Annotated in this window: 10 protein-coding genes; 6 read left to right on the forward strand and 4 right to left on the reverse strand. The window is 40.9% G+C overall.

The window, feature by feature from the left end:
• Nucleotides 1-358: 358 nt before the first annotated feature.
• Nucleotides 359-1,528: a glycoside hydrolase family 88 protein gene (locus ACSSWA_RS13430; RefSeq protein ID WP_437357064.1), complete on the forward strand. Its 1,170-nt coding sequence runs from the start codon at nucleotides 359-361 to the stop codon at nucleotides 1,526-1,528.
• Nucleotides 1,529-1,558: 30 nt separating this feature from the next.
• Complete coding sequence (locus ACSSWA_RS13435; RefSeq protein WP_437357065.1) at nucleotides 1,559-2,176, forward strand: class I SAM-dependent methyltransferase; 618 nt, start codon at nucleotides 1,559-1,561, stop codon at nucleotides 2,174-2,176.
• A gap of 2 nt (nucleotides 2,177-2,178) precedes the next feature.
• Here ACSSWA_RS13435 and ACSSWA_RS13440 read toward each other — a convergent pair whose 3' ends face one another.
• From ACSSWA_RS13440 to ACSSWA_RS13450, 3 genes are read right to left on the reverse strand one after another with little or no spacing between them, the layout of a single operon-like run.
• Nucleotides 2,179-2,961, reverse strand: a complete 783-nt coding sequence (locus ACSSWA_RS13440; protein ID WP_437357066.1) for a glycerophosphodiester phosphodiesterase — start codon at nucleotides 2,959-2,961, stop codon at nucleotides 2,179-2,181.
• Nucleotides 2,951-4,531 (reverse strand): glycerol-3-phosphate dehydrogenase/oxidase, encoded by a 1,581-nt coding sequence (locus ACSSWA_RS13445; protein ID WP_437357067.1) that lies wholly within the window; start codon nucleotides 4,529-4,531, stop codon nucleotides 2,951-2,953. The genes ACSSWA_RS13440 and ACSSWA_RS13445 overlap by 11 nt, the downstream gene beginning before the upstream one ends.
• Nucleotides 4,532-4,533: 2 nt before the next feature.
• Nucleotides 4,534-5,394 carry an alpha/beta hydrolase gene (locus ACSSWA_RS13450; protein WP_437357068.1) on the reverse strand — a complete coding sequence of 287 codons (861 nt, stop codon included), beginning with the start codon at nucleotides 5,392-5,394 and terminating at the stop codon, nucleotides 4,534-4,536.
• Nucleotides 5,395-5,512: 118 nt separating this feature from the next.
• Between ACSSWA_RS13450 and ACSSWA_RS13455 the strand changes: the two genes are divergently transcribed.
• Nucleotides 5,513-8,578, forward strand: coding sequence for a discoidin domain-containing protein (locus ACSSWA_RS13455; protein ID WP_437357069.1), 3,066 nt, complete (start codon nucleotides 5,513-5,515; stop codon nucleotides 8,576-8,578).
• A 631-nt stretch (nucleotides 8,579-9,209) separates the two neighbouring features.
• Here ACSSWA_RS13455 and ACSSWA_RS13460 read toward each other — a convergent pair.
• The gene (locus tag ACSSWA_RS13460; RefSeq protein ID WP_437357070.1) at nucleotides 9,210-12,389 is read right to left on the reverse strand and encodes an N-6 DNA methylase; all 3,180 of its coding nucleotides are present in this window, start codon (nucleotides 12,387-12,389) and stop codon (nucleotides 9,210-9,212) included.
• A gap of 239 nt (nucleotides 12,390-12,628) precedes the next feature.
• Here ACSSWA_RS13460 and ACSSWA_RS13465 point away from each other — a divergent pair, with 239 nt between their 5' ends.
• The 3 genes from ACSSWA_RS13465 (at nucleotide 12,629) to ACSSWA_RS13475 (ending at nucleotide 17,426) form a co-directional block, all read left to right on the forward strand.
• Nucleotides 12,629-12,910 carry a GIY-YIG nuclease family protein gene (locus ACSSWA_RS13465; protein ID WP_437357071.1) on the forward strand — a complete coding sequence of 94 codons (282 nt, stop codon included), beginning with the start codon at nucleotides 12,629-12,631 and terminating at the stop codon, nucleotides 12,908-12,910.
• 593 nt (nucleotides 12,911-13,503) lie between these two features.
• On the forward strand, nucleotides 13,504-15,060 hold the full coding sequence (locus ACSSWA_RS13470; protein ID WP_437357072.1) for a T9SS type A sorting domain-containing protein: 1,557 nt from the start codon (nucleotides 13,504-13,506) through the stop codon (nucleotides 15,058-15,060).
• A 272-nt stretch (nucleotides 15,061-15,332) separates the two neighbouring features.
• Nucleotides 15,333-17,426: a S46 family peptidase gene (locus ACSSWA_RS13475; protein ID WP_437357073.1), complete on the forward strand. Its 2,094-nt coding sequence runs from the start codon at nucleotides 15,333-15,335 to the stop codon at nucleotides 17,424-17,426.
• Nucleotides 17,427-17,433: the final 7 nt, after the last annotated feature.

Here is a 17,433-nt window from a genome sequence, read left to right on the forward strand (position 1 = left end):
ATCTTTTTGTCTTTTAACGACTTATAGCTATTTTATCAACCGATAACTGGGACGCCTATAAAAGGAATTAATTTGTTCGATGTTAATTAGGGGTTAGGGATCAGGGATTAGGGATTTGGGATTTTGGGTTGGGGAGTTTGGGTGTTCTTCGTTTTGGGATTTTAGTTATGGAATTCAACTTTCCGCATTAAAAGTTGCACAACTAAGAACCCCGGCGCTCAAAGTGAAAAACAATCTTCTGAATTTGCAAACCCGTTAATTTGGTACTAAAAAAATGTTTGGGGCGATATAAAAATTCCTTTTAATTCTCTGATTCTTATATTTGTGCTGATTCTTTAAGTTAACGCAGGGAAATAAAATGAAATCTTTTTTAAAGCCGTTAGTTTTTATTGGCGTGCCGCTATTGTTTGTTGCGACCGCTTTATACACTTTTGATAAAGAAACGGCAAAGAGAAATATTAAGAGAGCCGCCGAGCAATATTCATACATGCTTCAATTGATCGGAGATACGGATAAATTGCCGCGTTCGGTTGACGATTCGGGGAATGTAAATACGGTCGAGCCGTACGACTGGACAAGCGGATTTTTCCCCGGCAGTTTGTGGTATCTTTATGAATATACAAAAGACGAAAAGTGGCTTAATGCCGCTAAAACGTTTACAGAAATTCTCGAAGGACAACAGTTCAACAATACTACCCACGACCTCGGTTTTATGATCTATTGCAGTTTCGGAAACGGCTACAAACTGACCGGAAACGAACAATACAAACAGATATTGATCAACGCCGCTAAAACACTTGCATCCCGATTCAATCCGAAGATCGGGTGCATTAAATCGTGGGACGGACACGATGGCGTTTGGCAATATCCCGTAATTATCGACAATATGATGAATCTTGAATTATTATTTTGGGCTACAAAAGAAACCGGGGATTCGAGTTTTTATAATATTGCAGTAACACACGCCAACACTACAATGAAAAATCATTTCAGACAAGATTACAGCACGTGGCACGTTTTAAGTTACGATACAACGACTGGAAAAGTTGAGAAAAGAAATACTCACCAGGGATACTCCGATGAGTCTTGCTGGGCAAGAGGTCAGGCTTGGGGTTTATACGGTTTTACAATGTGCTATCGCGAAACCGGTGAAAGTCGTTATCTGAAACAAGCTGAAAGTATGGCGGAATATATTTCCAAACATCTGCCTGAAGATATGATTCCGTTTTGGGATTACGACGCGGCGGATTATCCGAAGGACGCTTCTGCTGCGGCGATTATGGCTTCGGCATTCTATGAATTGGCGAAACTTTCCCGAAAAGTAAAATATAAAACTTATGCCGACAAAATTATGAACGCACTTTCGCAGCCGGAGTATCTGGCTTCGCCGGGAACCAATGCCGGATTTATATTAAAGCACTCGACCGGAAACAAGCCGGCAAATTCGGAGATCGACGTACCGATAATCTATGCCGATTATTATTTCATCGAAGCAAATTTGAGGAAACTACAATTCGAGAGCAAATAAAATTAATTGCATAAAAGCAAAAGGATATAAATGAATCCACTTCAGCAACATTGGAATAAAATTTTCAAAGAAACCCCGGAAGAAAAACTCGGCTGGTATGAAAGAGAAGTTTCTAAAACCGTCGATTTTCTGGACGGAGTAGACTTAGAAAACAAAGTTGTTTTTCTTCCGGGCGCGGGCACTTCCAGATTGACAGATACTCTGATCGAAAAGGGCGCTCTCCTTGTACTGAACGATATAAGCGACGAGGCGTTAACGGCGCTGCGCAATAGAATTGAAAATCCCGGAAAACATCATTGGTATTGCGGCGATATATCTAAGCCTTTGCCTGAAGAAATTCCGGCTGCGGACATATGGATAGACCGCGCGGTTCTTCATTTTCTGATTGAGGAAACAGAGATTCAAGGATATTTCGAGAATCTCAATCGCATCGTTAAAAGGAACGGATATGTTATGCTGGCGGAATTTTCATTAAAAGGCGCTCAAAAATGCGCCGGGTTGAACGTTCATCGCTATTCTGTCGACGAATTACAAAAAAGAGTGGGCAATGATTTCAAATTGATTAAATCCGAAGACTACGTTTACATTAATCCGGGCGGAGGGGAACGCCCGTATGTTTATACGCTTTTCAAAAGAGACGAAGCATAATTTTATTCAAGGTATATCGATGAATTTAAATAATCGATTATCTTAGCCGGCGAATTTGTAGTTATGTAGTCGACTCCGAGTTTTGCCAGACGAACCGCGTCTGCACTGCTTTCAACATTATAAACGCATAACTCAAGTCCGAGCTCTTTAAGGCTTTCTACCAGATTATTGTCTATATACAACGCGTTGTTGAGATCGACGCCGTCGCAGTTGAGTTTTTTTAACGTATGCATCAATCGTTTGTGCGCTATTCCGTTAAGACATTTTCGCTTTGATGAAAACCATTCGAACAGCCAATAGGTTTTAATTTCCGGAAATAATTTTTTTGCCGAAATAATCGTGTCTGGATTAAACGCGATTATTCTCAGCCGGTCAGGCGATAATTTTTTGTTCTTCAGAGTTTCCGAAAGCTTAATCAGAAATTCTTTTCTGTCGTCTTTAATTTCGATAAAGAGGCCCCGGTCGGCCGGAATTATATCGATGATCTCTTCTAAAGTCGGAATCGATGTTCCTTTGAATTGTGGATTTTTCCAGCTGCCCACGTCGACGGATTTCAATTCCGAAAGCTTGGTTTTTACGACGTTTAATTTCGTTCCTCTTTTGGAAGTCCTTTTCGTATCGGAGTCGTGAATACACACGATATGATTATCGTTTGTAAGCCAGAAATCTCCTTCAATAAAATCCGCGCCTTCCGCAAAAGCTTTTTGAAAAGAAGGAATTGTATTTTCGGGCGCGTCGTCCGACGCTCCCCGATGAGCTACGATATAAATTTTTTTATTCGTCACCTTCAGGCAAATATCCTTTGGCAAGTCTCGTGTATTCTTTAATTTGAGTTTCTATCCATTCGTTGTCTTTCTTTAATTCATTAGCCATCAATTCGGCTACAACCGGAGCCATTTCGCTGCTTGCTTTTGAGTCGAGCAAAAGGGCACGAATTCTTCTCGAAAGAAAGTCTTCGACCGTTCTTGCCATTTCGTTTCTAACCGCCCAAACAATTTCCGCTTTTATGTATGGCAAGTCGGGATGAATCGGTTCGCTCAATTTTTTGTCTTTGGCAATAATTCTTTCTTCGATTTGAAATTTATCCGCGCCGTAATAGTAGAGCGGTTCGTTATGATTGGTATTTTTAAGATAGCCGTGAATGGGAAGATTTTTTGTAACCGACCCGCGTTCTTCGAGTCCCCCAACAAGGATTGCATGATCAATTAAATCCTCGCCCATTTTTCTGTAGATTGTCCATTTGCCCCCGGTTATGGTAATCAATCCGGACGGGGAAATCGAAATCTGATGTTTTCTGGAAATGTCTTTTGTCGGGATAGCTTTACCCTCCGAAATAGCCAGCGGTCTCAAACCCGCAAAGACGCTCAAAATATCGGATCGTTGCGGGTCTTTCGAAAGATAGCGCGCCGAATTCGAAAGAAGAAAATCGATCTCTTCTTCGGAAGCTCTCGGTTCGATTTCGGGTTTATCGACTTCGGTATCGGTTGTGCCGAGTATCACTTTATCGTGCCACGGAACGGCAAACAAAACTCTTCCGTCCGTAGTGTGAGGTATCATAATCGCCGAATCACCCTGCAGAAACGATTTGTCGAGCACAATATGAATGCCGCGGCTCAGAACCACCGAATTCGATCTTTCGCCTTCGTCCATATTTTTAATATCGCCGACAAATATTCCGGCTGCATTGATAAAAGTTTTTCCTTTAACGTGAAAAACATTACCCGTTTCGACGTCGAGTAAATTAACGCCGTTAAGAATTCCTTTCCTGTCTTTCGTAAACCCGACCGCCTTTACATAGTTGAGCAGAAGAGCTCCGTTTTCGTATGCTGTTTGAGCCAGATTAACAGCCAGTCGCGAGTCGTCGAATTGACCGTCGTAATAGATTACTCCGCCGAGCAATCCTTCGGGATCGAGATTGGGAATTGCATTTAATGTTTCTTCTTTTGAAATTTTTTCCGATGGACCCAGACCGAGTTTGCCCGCCATTAAATCGTAAACTTTCATTCCGATATTATAAAACGGACCTTCCCACCATTCATAAGCCGGAATAATGAACTGTTGATTCTTAACGAGGTGAGGCGCGTTTTGCATCAGGAGACCTCGTTCGTGCAGAGCTTCGAACACGAGCGACAAATCGCCCTGCGCCAGATACCGGACTCCGCCGTGAACAAGTTTTGTGCTTCTGCTCGATGTTCCTTTCGAAAAGTCGTATTGTTCTACCAGCAGCGTTTTAAACCCTCTTGAAGCCGCATCGACGGCGGCGCCCAAGCCGGTAGCGCCGCCGCCGATTATTATAATATCCCAAACTTCGCCTTTATCGGATAAAAGTCGTTTAAGTTGTTTGTCTCTGTTCATAATCAATATTGATGAAAAGCGTCGGAAATGAATTTAAGCACGTTCGGCAGCGATTCGCGCCAGTATGTCCAATTATGCGCGCCGTCTCTCATTCTGAATTCGTGCGGTATCCCTTTCTTTGTCATTGCAATATGAACTTCCGAATTCATGATCGTAAGAAAATCGTCGTCGCCGCAGTCGATATACCATCTGACCGATTTCAACCGTTCGGCGGGCAAATTGTTTATCAAATTAATCACATTATAATTATTATAAAATTCCAACGCTTTTTCTTCAGATAAATTTTCTATTCCCCTGAGGATGTAATAGCTGTTCAGACTGTCCGGATTGGAAGGACCTGTAGCCGCGCTCAGAGGGCATGCCGACGAAAAAAGCTCGGGGTGATGCAACGCATAGATAAATGTTCCCTCGCCACCCATCGACAGTCCCGCAATAGCGCGGTAGCGTTTCTGCGACCGGATTCTGTAAGTTTTTTCGATGTACGGTATGAATTCGTTAATAAAGAAATCTTCATACCGATAATCGGTCTCGGGACGGTTAACGTACCCTCGGTATGGAACGTCGGCGTTCGGCATTACAATAATCATCGGAGTGGCTTTGCCTTCTTTTATCGCTTTGTCTGCGATGTGCAATACCTCTCCGAACTGAATCCATCCCGATTGGTCGTCGCTGTACCCGTGAAGAAGATAGAGCACGGGATAGCTTCGCTCCGACAGATCGTAATCCGGCGGCAGATAAACTGCATACTTTCTTTCCCCTTTTAAGATTTCCGATTTCATTGATAAGTTATCGAATACTTTTCCGGATTGAGCGGAAATAACGAACGGAATTAACGTCATTAAAAGAAAAATTTTTTTATACATAAGCGCCTCTTTTATAATTGTCACGGAAAAACTAATTTTATTGAAATCAAATATCAAATTATTATTAGATAAATTTTATTTTTGATTATAGACATACATTTTTTTGCGGGGGTATACCATGAAAAAATATTTTCAATTATTATTATTTGCAGCTATTCTTTTTGCGGCGCCCACGTTAACCCATGCGCAGCTGTCGCTGCCTTACATTTTCGGGAACGGGATGGTTTTGCAGCGCGAGCATGAAATTCCGATTTGGGGCAAAGCCGCTCCGGGAGACAGCGTAACTGTAGATTTAGAAGGGAATATTATTAGCGCTATAGCCGACAGCCTGGGAAAATGGCAAACGGCATTGCCTGCAATGGAAGCGGGCGGACCTTTTGTTTTGAAGGTAACTTCGGGAAACCAATCAATTACACGCAATAATGTTTATATAGGCGACGTATGGCTTGCTTCGGGTCAATCGAACATGGAATATACTCTCAACAATGCTACGGGAGGAAGCGCTGCAATTTCTTCCGCAAACACTCAGTTAATAAGGCAGTTTAAAGTTGCAAAAGGATTATCCGACGAACCCGTTGACGAAGTTCCGTCCGGAAGTTATTGGATGCCGGCGACTCCTCAATATGCGGGCAATTGGAGCGCTGTCGGTTTCTTTTTTGCAAATTATCTTTACAAAGATTTGAACATTCCGATCGGTATAATTAATTCCTCATACGGCGGCAGCCGAATCGAAACATGGATGAGCGATGAGATGCTCGGTTTCGACGAGCAGGACGTTAAACTTGCAAACGGAGAGCCTGAAAGGCAGCCTACCGTTGCTTTCAACAGAATGATTCATCCGATAGTCGGTTTCCCGATTAAAGGCGTAATTTGGTATCAGGCAGAATCGAACGGCGATAATATGAACGACGCTCTTGCCTACGGAGAATTATTCATTAAATTAATTAACGGATGGCGCCAACTATGGAACTTAGGCGATTTTCCGTTTTTGTGGGTGCAGCTTCCGAATTTCGGACAGGTTTATGATCAGCCCCAAACATGGGACGCCTGGCCTCAACTAAGAGCTCAACAATCGAAAGCGCTGTCTCTGCCAAATACCGGAGAAGCTGTGGCAATCGATGTCGGCTCGTTGGATATTCATCCGCCCAAGAAAGAACCGGTCGGTTACCGTTTGTCGTTGCTTGCCCGTAAAATAGCCTACGGAGAGGATATTGTGTACTCAGGTCCGCGTTATAAAGGCAATTTGTTGAGAGACGACGGCAAGATAGAAATTTATTTCGATCATATCGGCGGCGGGCTTATGGCAAAGAATTCCGACAACGGCGAGGTCTATTCATTTGCGGTTACAAGCGACAATACGAACTGGGTTTGGGCTAATGCCGTAATTGACAGCAATAAAGCGCTTGTGTGGAACGACGATATTGCCGAGCCGGTTAAAGTACGTTATGCCTGGGAGTATAATCCGGCAAACGCCAATTTATACAACAAAGAAGAACTCCCCGCCGCTCCGTTTCTAGCCGATGTAAACCCTGGTTTTAAAATAGCTTCGTTTACTGCGGGAAGAACAACGCTCGAAACCGGACAAAGCACAACGTTATCGTGGACCGTTTTTGGAGCTTCGACAGTTACTCTTAACGGAAACAGCGTAGATACGGTAGGATCTATTACAATATCGCCCGCGGAAACAACCGTTTATACGCTCATAGCAATTAACAGGGAAAACCCTAACGAAGCCGATACGGCAGTCGTAACAGTCGAAGTGCTTGACCCGGATATGATTAACCGAGCTTTGAATCATAATGTAACAGCATCTACATACGAGGCGTGCTGCGGAGACGAACTTATTCCGGAATATGCGGTCGACGGAGATATGAATACAAGATGGAGCAGCGCATGGCAGCAGGAGTCCGAAACTACGGTTGCAGACCCGAATCTGGACGACAATCCGGATGACGAATGGTTGATGGTAGACCTCGGCGAGCCGATCGATCTGGAAAGAATCATTCTTTATTGGGAAACGGCATACGGCTCGCAATACGATATTGAAGTTTCGTACGACGGGTATTTATGGCAGACTGTATATGAGGAAAGAAACGGAGACGGAAATCAGGATAATATTATTTTTGAAAATCCCGTAAGCGGGCGGTTTATTAAATTTCATTTTCTTAAACGGGCTACTCAGTGGGGATATTCTATTTATGAAATTGCCGCATACGGAAAGCTGTCGCAAAAGAAACCGCCTGAAGCAAAAGTTACAACGGATTTCGGTAATGTGACCGAACCCAATAAAAAAGTAAACATTACCGCCGACGCAAACGACAGCGACGGGGAAGTAGTAAAAGCAGAATTCTATGCAGACGGTATTCCGATAGGAACGGCAAACAACGCTCCGTTTAAAGTTAGCTGGACGCCGGAACAATTTGGAACTTACAATATTATCGTTCGCGTAACCGACAACGACAGCATTACAGTTCAATCGGAGCCTTTTGAAGTTTATGTTGTTGATAACGCGGAAACGACAATCTTCGAAGCGGAAAACGGTTCTTATACTGGACAAGGCAATATACTCAGTTCGCCGGCTACGAGCGGCGGCAAATATCTGGAATTGCGCGATGCCTGGACTTTAACTTTCGACAATATCGAAGCTCCCGAAGACGGCGATTACTTGTTAATTATGTCTTATCAATTAACGTTTGAGTCGCCCAAGACTCAGTATTTGGTTGTAAACGGCGATACAATTGCAGCAGTTGAATTTACCGCTCCGAACAAAACCTCGTGGCTTAAACGCGGTATTTATGTGCCTCTAAACAAAGGAAATAATGTTATTGCGATTCACGGTTTCTGGAATTGGATGAGTTTCGATTATATAGCCATTAAAGGACTCATCCCGGTTTCTGTAAAAGACGATGATGTAATTCCGGGATATTTTATTGTTTCTCAAAATTATCCCAATCCGTTCAATCCTGTTACGAAAATTAAATATGAATTGCCGGAAAGAAGTCACATAAAATTAACAGTGTATAATTCGCTTGGGGAAGAAGTCGCAGAACTAATTAACAAAGAGCAGACGGCGGGAAGTTATGAAATAGAATTTGACGGAAGCGGCTTGCCCAGCGGAATATATTATTATACGATACAATCGGGCTCTTACAAGTTGACCCGGAAGATGATATTGTTGAAGTAATAACTGGCATGATGTTAATATAATTTGAAAGCGCGTTTCCCGCGTTTGACGTTTCGCGTTTCGCGTTTCGATACGCCCGATAAATCAGGCTACTCAACGCTCGATTTAAATGCAAAACTGCTTAGTAGTTTTGTGTGGGCATAGATTTCAAAACAAGCAAGGTTGCTGAGTTGTTTTGAGCAAAGTGAAGAATGAAAACAAGCCGGGTTAAATTACTTCTAAATGCATGAAGATTCTCGGTTTAATTTTTCATAATTATATCTACATTCATTCTTTCCACATTACGATACGCCCGATAAATCGGGCTACTCAACGCTCGATTTAAATGCAAAACTGCTTAGTAGTTTTGTGTGGGCATAGATTTCAAAACAAGCAAGGTTGCTGTGTAGTTTTGATCGAAGCGAAGAATGGAAATCAAGTCGGGTTAAATTACTTCTGAATGTATGAAGATTCTAAGTCTAATTTCTCATAATTATGTCCAATTCATTCTTCCCGCATTTCGATACGCCCGATAAATCGGGCTACTCAACGCTCGGTTTAAATGCAAAGCTGCTAAATAGTTTTGTGCAAGCATAAATTTCAATAGAAGCAAGGTTGCTGAGTAGTCCGAAGGACGTATCGAAGCAACCGGTTAGCCTACAATCTTCTTAACAAGCTTATCTATTTCCTTCATTTCTGATGAAAGATGATTTTTTATTTCAAGACGAAGTCTGCCGAGACGCGTAGCCGTCAGTTGATTTTGAGGCGGATTTTCCAGAAGATATTTTTCCGCTTTTTTATGCGCAATCTCGCTCAATTGGGCAAGTCTCATATGCGTCTCTTCGTTTTCATCAAATCTCGGAAAATATATATCGAGAATTTTTTTGTGTACATGGCGAGCTCCAAATAATCCTCTTGCTTGAAAGTCTTTCATTAATTTATTTGGAATATTTGAATTCAATATAGATGAAAGGAAAAAAGCTTCTTCAATATTTGCTGCATATAATACATACGATACACTCTCTGCAACAAAAGTTAAATCCAATCTTTCTCTGTCTACAACCGTTGCGTTTGCATCCTTTGCCGAGGAATTATATAACACCAAATATTGCGCATTAAGCTTTTGTTCAGTTAATCCTCTCTGATAATCCAATCTATCATTCGAAGTCATTTTTTTTGATTTTTCGGTTTTATAAATATTCCAGATATTTTCGGCATTCTTAAACCATTTTGAAGCGTTCAAATAGCCTTCCTGTCTTAGTTCGTCGGAGGAAAGGAGTTTTATTTCTTTTTCGTTTTTATCATTTGTTATTATAATAGCCGGCAAAACTATTAAATCGGGATTATAAAGGGCAAAAGGAAGAATACTTTTAGCGAGTGCGGTTCTGAAAAGAAACCGGCTTTCGATTTTTCCTTTAAACTCGAGTCCTTTCCAAGGTTTTTTTGCGTCGTTTTTGATTGCTTCCGAAGTTTTAATATTCAATATCCTGTCGCGAAAATCATCGGGCGTTTCCTGATCCAGATCTACAAAGTAGAAACATCTCGGCACAATCGTGGCTCCTTGTTTGAATAATTTTTTGTACGGATTTTCTTTATCGTTGGATTTAGATTTACGCGTCGAAAAGGCGGAAGCGTTTCCTTGTTTTATATAACGCCATTTAACAATTGTTTCTTTGATATAATCCTTTGCAATTAAAAGATTGCAGTTGTTGTCCGGTAGGTTCCCTTCGATTATTTTTCCGTTAACAACGGTAACTTTCTCTTTTTTAATTTTCTTTTCGGCAAAGAAAACGCAGCTTGGAATTTTGAATAGCGGATTGACATCTTTCAAATCCCATACATTATAGATTTTAAATCCGACTGCTTTGCCGTTGCGTGTATTTTCGTGATGATCGGCGCTAAAAAAGCTTCTGGGAAGCACGAAAGCAATTTTGCCTTCATTATTCAGAAAATATCCGCTGCAATATGCAAAGAAAATTGCGGCTATTTCAAGGTGTGGAAAATTTGCCACTTTTTGAGGTTTAACATGAAGTTTTTCCGCTAACGAATTTAGAATATTCTGATATTCTTCATTTCTAATCGAACTATAAGTAAACCATGGAGGATTGCCGACGATATAATCGAACTTGCCGGCAAGGAAATACGGTTTATACAGATTTTGGACAATAAACTTCCAGATGCTGTCTCTCCCTTTTTCTTTAACGGATTTCAATCCGGTATAAATTTTATAAAAGCTTTGAATAATTTGTTTGTTTGCGCCCGATTTATTTCCTATTCTTTCAACAAAGTGTCTTCTGAAAATCTTTTCAAAAACTTCTTCCGATTCATTCTTTTTGCCCATAGTTTGTTCGGCAAGGTCGTCGCAAATGGCGAGAGCCTCGTCAAACATTTTAACGTCTTCGAGTATCTGTGTAGTTAATGAATATTTATCCCTGTCGATATTCAATAGAAACTCATTGCCGAAAAGATTTTCCACTCCTTCGGGAGCAAGGAGCGTATTTGCAAGAATAATATTTAAATAAATCGGTTTTCTGGCGTTTTTAATATCCTTACCGAGCGCAAGTAATAAGGTCGTTTTAGATATTTGTACGCTGAGCGGGTGGATATCAATACCATAAATCCGTTCGTTGATTTCTTCGACTGAAATATCGGGATATAACTCTTTTATTCTATGAATAGCAGCCCTTAAAAAAGACCCGCTCCCGCAAGCTGGGTCGAGTATTTTATCTTTCTTTGTAAATTCAAACTCGTTTACAATTCTTTCGCAAAGCCAATCCGGAGTGTAATACTCTCCGAGCGCATGTCTTGTGTCAATGTCGATTAATTCCTGATAGACGCCTTTGAGAATATCCTCGTTTACTTCGGTAAAATCGAAATTGGATATTTCCTGGGCAATCAGCCTGAACACTTTTTTCAAATTGTTATAACTTCGTTCGGTATTAACCCAATGGAAAAAATCGTTATCGACAAAATTGAGTATGTTATATCTATGAAAAATTGTTCCGTCTAATACGGCTCTCATTTCGTTGTCGTCTATATAGTCGTCGTTGGATAAAACGCTATACGCCAACATTTTTGAAAAAATGCTAAGGTATGTATGAATTAGAAAAATGTTGTCCCTTGCTTCGAAAGAACCGTATGCGATGCTCAAAAACTTACTCCACTGTTCGTAAGAAACCTGAACTTCCCCGAACTTCTTTGCTTCGTTAAACCACTTATATAGTTCGCGGAACGATTCGATAAAAATATTGCTTTGGTAGCCGAAAGCTTCTTCGATTCTTTTTAAAGTCGCTTTTTGTTTTTCTTCTTTGAATAGAAAGCGGTCAATCCAATAATAAAATTCTTCTGCGTTTCGTTCGTTCAGCGAAAACGATGCGCTACGAATTTCATTTAGGATAAGTTCGTGTTCCCTAAGCGATTCGATCTTCTCAAGACAGTTTACATCCGGCGCAAAAACCTTCCAGTTAATAAAATCCGAGGCGATTAAAGTAAAATTATAACCTTCTCCCTCTCTTAATTGTCCCAGGAGATAACCGGCTAATTGCTCCTTTGCATGATTGAGAGTTTTCTTTAGGTCGTTTTCAAATTCGATAATAATATGATTGTAAAGCGTGTCTGCGCTTCCTTTGTGCAGCTTATCTTTTCGTGGAATATTTACAACTGTTTTTTCGGCTCCGAGCGTAATTTTGTCAATTAGCTCGAGAATTGTTTGGTCGCTTGAATACAGCCGATTTAACAAATCTTTAAATGCCTCTTTTTTTGTCAGTTCTTTATTAGCCGATTTGATTTTAGTTAAATAATCCCTGATAAGAGATAGCTTTGTGTTTTCCATTGTAAATGCTATGATTTATTGTAAATCGTTAAACGCATTGTCTTGTTTTGCCCTGCACGCTTAAATTAAAGACTCGACTTTTCTTCCAATAATAATCTTTATGGTTTAAGATAACAAAAATCGTCGATATGTAAATGAGATAATTTATGTATTTTATCGACGGTAAATGAAAATCTTTCCTATAATCGCGCTTTCTCCTTGATTGGAATTAAAATTCCGACGAGATGTCAAAAGGGTATATGTACATATTAAAATGCTCTGACGGCAGTTATTATACGGGAAGCACAAAAGATATCGAACGCAGACTTTGGGAACATCAACATCAAATTGGAGCAAAGTACACAAAGAGCAGACAACCCGTTGAATTAATCTATTATGAGGAGTATGACAGAATTGACGAGGCATATTATCGCGAGAAACAAGTTCAGGGCTGGCGCAGACAAAAGAAAGAAGCTCTAATTAACGGTTGCCCCGAATTGCTGCCTCAACTTGCTAAAAAAGTGTTTAGAAAGAAGGGATAACTTTCAATACCCCCGCGTTTCGCGTTTCGCGTTTCGATACGCCCGATAAATCGGGCTACTCAACGCTCGGTTTAAATGCAAAACTGCTTAGTAGTTTTGTGTGGGCATAGATTTCAAAACAAGCAAGGTTGCTGAGTAGTTTTAAGCGAAGCGAAGAATGGAAATCAAGTCGGGTTAAATTACTTCTGAATGTATGAAGATTCTAAGTCTAATTTCTCATAATTATGTCCAATTCATTCTTCCCGCATTTCGATACGCCCGATAAATCGGGCTACTCAACGCTCGATTTAAATGCAAAACTGCTAAATAGTTTTGTGCAAGCATAAATTTCAATAGAAGCAAGGTTGCTGAGTAGTCCGAAGGACGTATCGAAGCAACCGGGTGCATGTGAACAAAATCAATTTACAATCCATAACTGAAAAAATAACTTGCAAATTTCATCTACATAACTTTATTTGTATTGGAAATAATAAAATCAAACCATCTAAAGGGGTTATTTTTCGAGTATTTCTTTGTTTTAAAGAGGGCGTTAAACGAAAGGATTGCAGTAAATAAATAGATAAAAACAACTACTCCACAATGAAGGAGGATTTATGAGAACCAAGACGATCCTTTCGTTTATGATCTTATTTATATCATTTAATATTTATGCGCAACCGCTTCTGTCAATAGGTTCTGCATACAATCTAACCCAAGAACCGAAAAGCACAATCAGATATCAGTTGGATGTTCCCGCCCCGTGCGAATTAAGATTCAAATTCCAAAATTGGAAGTCGACGTACAACTGGGGTTTAGATTATGATCGACTCTATATTTATAACGCTTCTTTAGAGCCGATTGGAATAGAAGGTAATTTTACCGGGGAAGGGGATCCCTATATTTTTCATATGATGGAAACCGATTCGGTTTATATTACTCGCATTGGCAAAGCCGGTATATATTATGTTGACATTCATTCTGGCGAAGCATGGGATTGGCCGCAGGGACAGACGACGCAAAATTTTACTCTTTCGATCGAAGCGACTTATGCTCAAGATCAACATGAGCCTAACGACGAATTTACCTCGGCGACACGACTTTCAATCGGCAGTGACTTAATTGCTTATCAGTGGCGGTTTATAAATAATAGTTATGTATATAATGACGAAGATTATTACAAAATTGATTTACCCTCGCCGGGCAGATTAAAGCTTGAAATTGTGGATTGGATGGCAACCCTTAACTGGGGCTTGGATTACGATCGTGTTTATGTATATAATGAAATTTTCGAAGCAATTGGTTCTCGCAGCGGCGACGACGGCAATCCTTATTGGAACTGGATGTTGAGCAATCCCGACGAAGACAGTCTCAATTTTACACACGGCGGAACGTATTATCTTAGATTTCACAGTGGCGTTGGTTATAGCACAACACCTTACAAAATCAAAACGGTATTTATTCCTGTAAACGACATCTATGAACCGAACGACGATATTTCTACAGCCGCCGACGCGGAGTTAGGAAAAGAATTATTTGCCTATCAGTGGAAGTCTCTTGACATGAATACAAATATATATAATGACGAAGATTACTATAAAATAGCGGTCCCGGATTCGGGAACTCTTACAATTACTGTCAAAAATTGGAAGGCAACGGTAAGCTGGGTTACTGATTTTGATCGGTTATATTTGTATGATTCGAACGGCATACCGGTCGGCGCTGCCGGCTCCGATCCTTACGTTGGTCGTATGATGTACACTAATCCTTATACCATAAATGTCGAAATTTCGTCTGCTGGCGTTTATTATGTTAGGCTTCATAGCGGAAACGGAGTATCAACGCAGCCGTATAGTATTCAATTCGATTTTGAAGGTACAACTAACTTGGAATCCGAATCTTCTTTGCCGACAGAATATGAATTGAAACAAAATTATCCCAATCCGTTCAATCCCGTTACGAAAATAAAATATGAATTGCCGGAAAGAAGTCATGTAAAACTAACAGTGTATAATTCTCTTGGGGAAGAAGTCGCGGAATTAATTAACAAAGAGAAAGCGGCGGGAAGTTATGAAATAGAATTTGACGGAAGCGGCTTGCCCAGCGGAATATATTATTATACTATACAATCAGGCGCTTACAAGTTGACCCGGAAGATGATATTGTTGAAGTAATCAAAGATATGATATTAATACAATTTGAAAGCGCGTTTCCCGCGTTTCGCGTTTCGATACGCCCGATAAATCGGGCTACTCAACGCTCGGTTTAAATGCAAAGCTGCTAAATAGTTTTGTGCAAGCATAAATTTCAATAGAAGCAAGGTTGCTGAGTAGTCCGAAGGACGTATCGAAGCAACCGGTTAGCCCGCAATCTTCTCCTCTCTTCCGGGCATCGGAACTGTCCGTTTTTTATATTAGTCAGTAAAATAAATCAAACAGGAGAAGTAATGAAAAAACTGCGCTTTTCATTTGTAATAATCACGCTGCTGATTTTCAATATAGCCGTCAGGGGAATACCGGGCGAGGGGATGTATCCCTTGAGCGAATTGAAAAAACTCGATTTAAAGAAACTCGGCTTTAATCTGAGCTTGAACGACATTTATAATCCGGACGGAATCAGCTTGATAAATGCGATTGTAAATATAGGCGGATGCACCGGTTCGTTCGTCTCGGAAAACGGATTGATACTTACAAACCACCATTGCGCGTTTGGAGCCGTAAGCCGCGCCAGCACGCCCGAAAACAACTATCTTGAAAACGGTTTTTATGCAGCTGGCATTAAAGACGAAATTCCCGCAGCAGGATATACCGTAAGGATTACGGAATCTTATAAAGACGTTAGCGACGAAGTGCTGGCGGGACTCGACGAAATATCCGACTTTGCAGAACGGAGCCGCGTTATCGAAAAACGAATGAACGAGATTGCCGCGCGCGAAAAAGACGAAGCCAACGCTATCGATGCGGAAGTATCCGAAATGTTTCCGGGCAAATCTTATATTCTTTTCAAATACAAAATTATCAAAGACGTTAGACTCGTATACGTGCCGCCACGTTCAATAGGCGAATTCGGCGGCGAAACCGATAATTGGATATGGCCGCGTCATACAGGCGATTTTTCGTTTCTTCGCGCCTACGTTGCTCCTGACGGCTCCTCCGCAGAGTATTCGGAAAACAACGTGCCTTACCGTCCGCAAAAATTCTTAAAAATCAATCCCGGCGGAGTTAAAGAAAACGACTTTGTATTTATACTCGGCTATCCCGGCAGAACGTATAGAAACTATCCGGCGTGGTTTCTGGATTACCAGCAAAATTATTTTCTGCCTTATAACGAACAACTCTATTCGAATATGATCGACGCTCTCGAAAATCTGAGCGAGAACGATAAAGCTCTCGAATTGAAATACGCTCCTTTTATCAAAGGACTTTCTAACGCGATGAAAAATTACAGAGGCAAAATGCTTGGCATTCGTAAACTCGAACTCCTGAAAAAAGAATACGAAGAAGACAGAAAACTGAAAGATTTCATCGACGGCAATCCCGAACTCGAAGAAAAGTACGGCAATCTTTTTGACGAACTCGAAAGCGTTTACAACAAACTATTCGATAATATTCGTCCGTCGATGTGGCTGAACAGACTTTATCGTTTTTCGAACGTAATTAATTACGCCGACGGTTTATTAAATCAAATAGAAGGCAAACCCGCCAACGATATTAATAAAATTTATTCGCGTATCGACCTTCCATTTGAAAAAGCATTCCTCGGTAAAATGTTGAACGACGCGTTAACTTTTTCTGAGCTCTCGTCCGTCGAAGCCGTGAACGATTTTGTTAAAGATTCCGATACTAAGACGTTTGTGAACAAACTGGTCGGCTCGAAATTCCTCGCGGAAGAAACCGTAAATAAATTAATAAACGGCGATTTCAATTATTCCGACATTAATCCGGAAGAAGATTTATTGTTGGCGTTTGTCGCCTCTTTAAGAAAACAAAAAGACGAACTGAATGAAATTTCCGATTATGTCGACGGCAAGTTGAATATGCTTCTGCCTCAATATATCGAAGTAAGAAAACTTTACGAAGGCAAGTCGTTTATTCCCGATGCCAACGGCACTCTGAGAATGACTTACGGCAATATAAAAGGATACGAGCCGAGAGACGCGGTTTATTACAAACCGATAACAACGCTTGAAGGCGTTATCGAAAAAAGTTATCTCGGCAACGAATATGCAGTTCCGGACAATCTCAGAACAGCTTACGACCAAAAGAAATTCGGCGAGTTTTTCGACTCCTCGGTAGGCGGAGTTCCCGTTGCAATTTTATACAATACCGACACAACCGGCGGAAATTCCGGAAGTCCCGTAATGAATGCCAACGGCGAATTAGTAGGTCTGAATTTCGACCGTTGTTTCGAAGCAACTATTAACGACTATGCCTGGAACGATTCCTACAGTCGATCCATCGGCGTCGATATCCGATATATTCTGTGGATAGCCAAATATGTGGACAATGCAGATCGTATAATCGAAGAGGTAATTAAATAAAAAGCGC

The organism is Melioribacter sp. Ez-97 (assembly GCF_051488665.1).
Classification (GTDB): Bacteria; Bacteroidota; Ignavibacteria; order Ignavibacteriales; family Melioribacteraceae; genus Melioribacter.

What these genes read in the sequence shown, in the direction of transcription:
- ACSSWA_RS13465 (WP_437357071.1), top strand. Translation starts at nt 12,629, where the DNA reads ATGTACATATTAAAATGCTCTGACGGCAGTTATTATACGGGAAGCACA.
- ACSSWA_RS13470 (WP_437357072.1), top strand. Translation starts at nt 13,504, where the DNA reads ATGAGAACCAAGACGATCCTTTCGTTTATGATCTTATTTATATCATTT.
- ACSSWA_RS13430 (WP_437357064.1), top strand. Translation starts at nt 359, where the DNA reads ATGAAATCTTTTTTAAAGCCGTTAGTTTTTATTGGCGTGCCGCTATTG.
- ACSSWA_RS13475 (WP_437357073.1), top strand. Translation starts at nt 15,333, where the DNA reads ATGAAAAAACTGCGCTTTTCATTTGTAATAATCACGCTGCTGATTTTC.
- ACSSWA_RS13460 (WP_437357070.1), bottom strand. Translation starts at nt 12,389, where the DNA reads ATGGAAAACACAAAGCTATCTCTTATCAGGGATTATTTAACTAAAATC.
- ACSSWA_RS13435 (WP_437357065.1), top strand. Translation starts at nt 1,559, where the DNA reads ATGAATCCACTTCAGCAACATTGGAATAAAATTTTCAAAGAAACCCCG.
- ACSSWA_RS13455 (WP_437357069.1), top strand. Translation starts at nt 5,513, where the DNA reads ATGAAAAAATATTTTCAATTATTATTATTTGCAGCTATTCTTTTTGCG.
- ACSSWA_RS13450 (WP_437357068.1), bottom strand. Translation starts at nt 5,394, where the DNA reads ATGTATAAAAAAATTTTTCTTTTAATGACGTTAATTCCGTTCGTTATT.
- ACSSWA_RS13445 (WP_437357067.1), bottom strand. Translation starts at nt 4,531, where the DNA reads ATGAACAGAGACAAACAACTTAAACGACTTTTATCCGATAAAGGCGAA.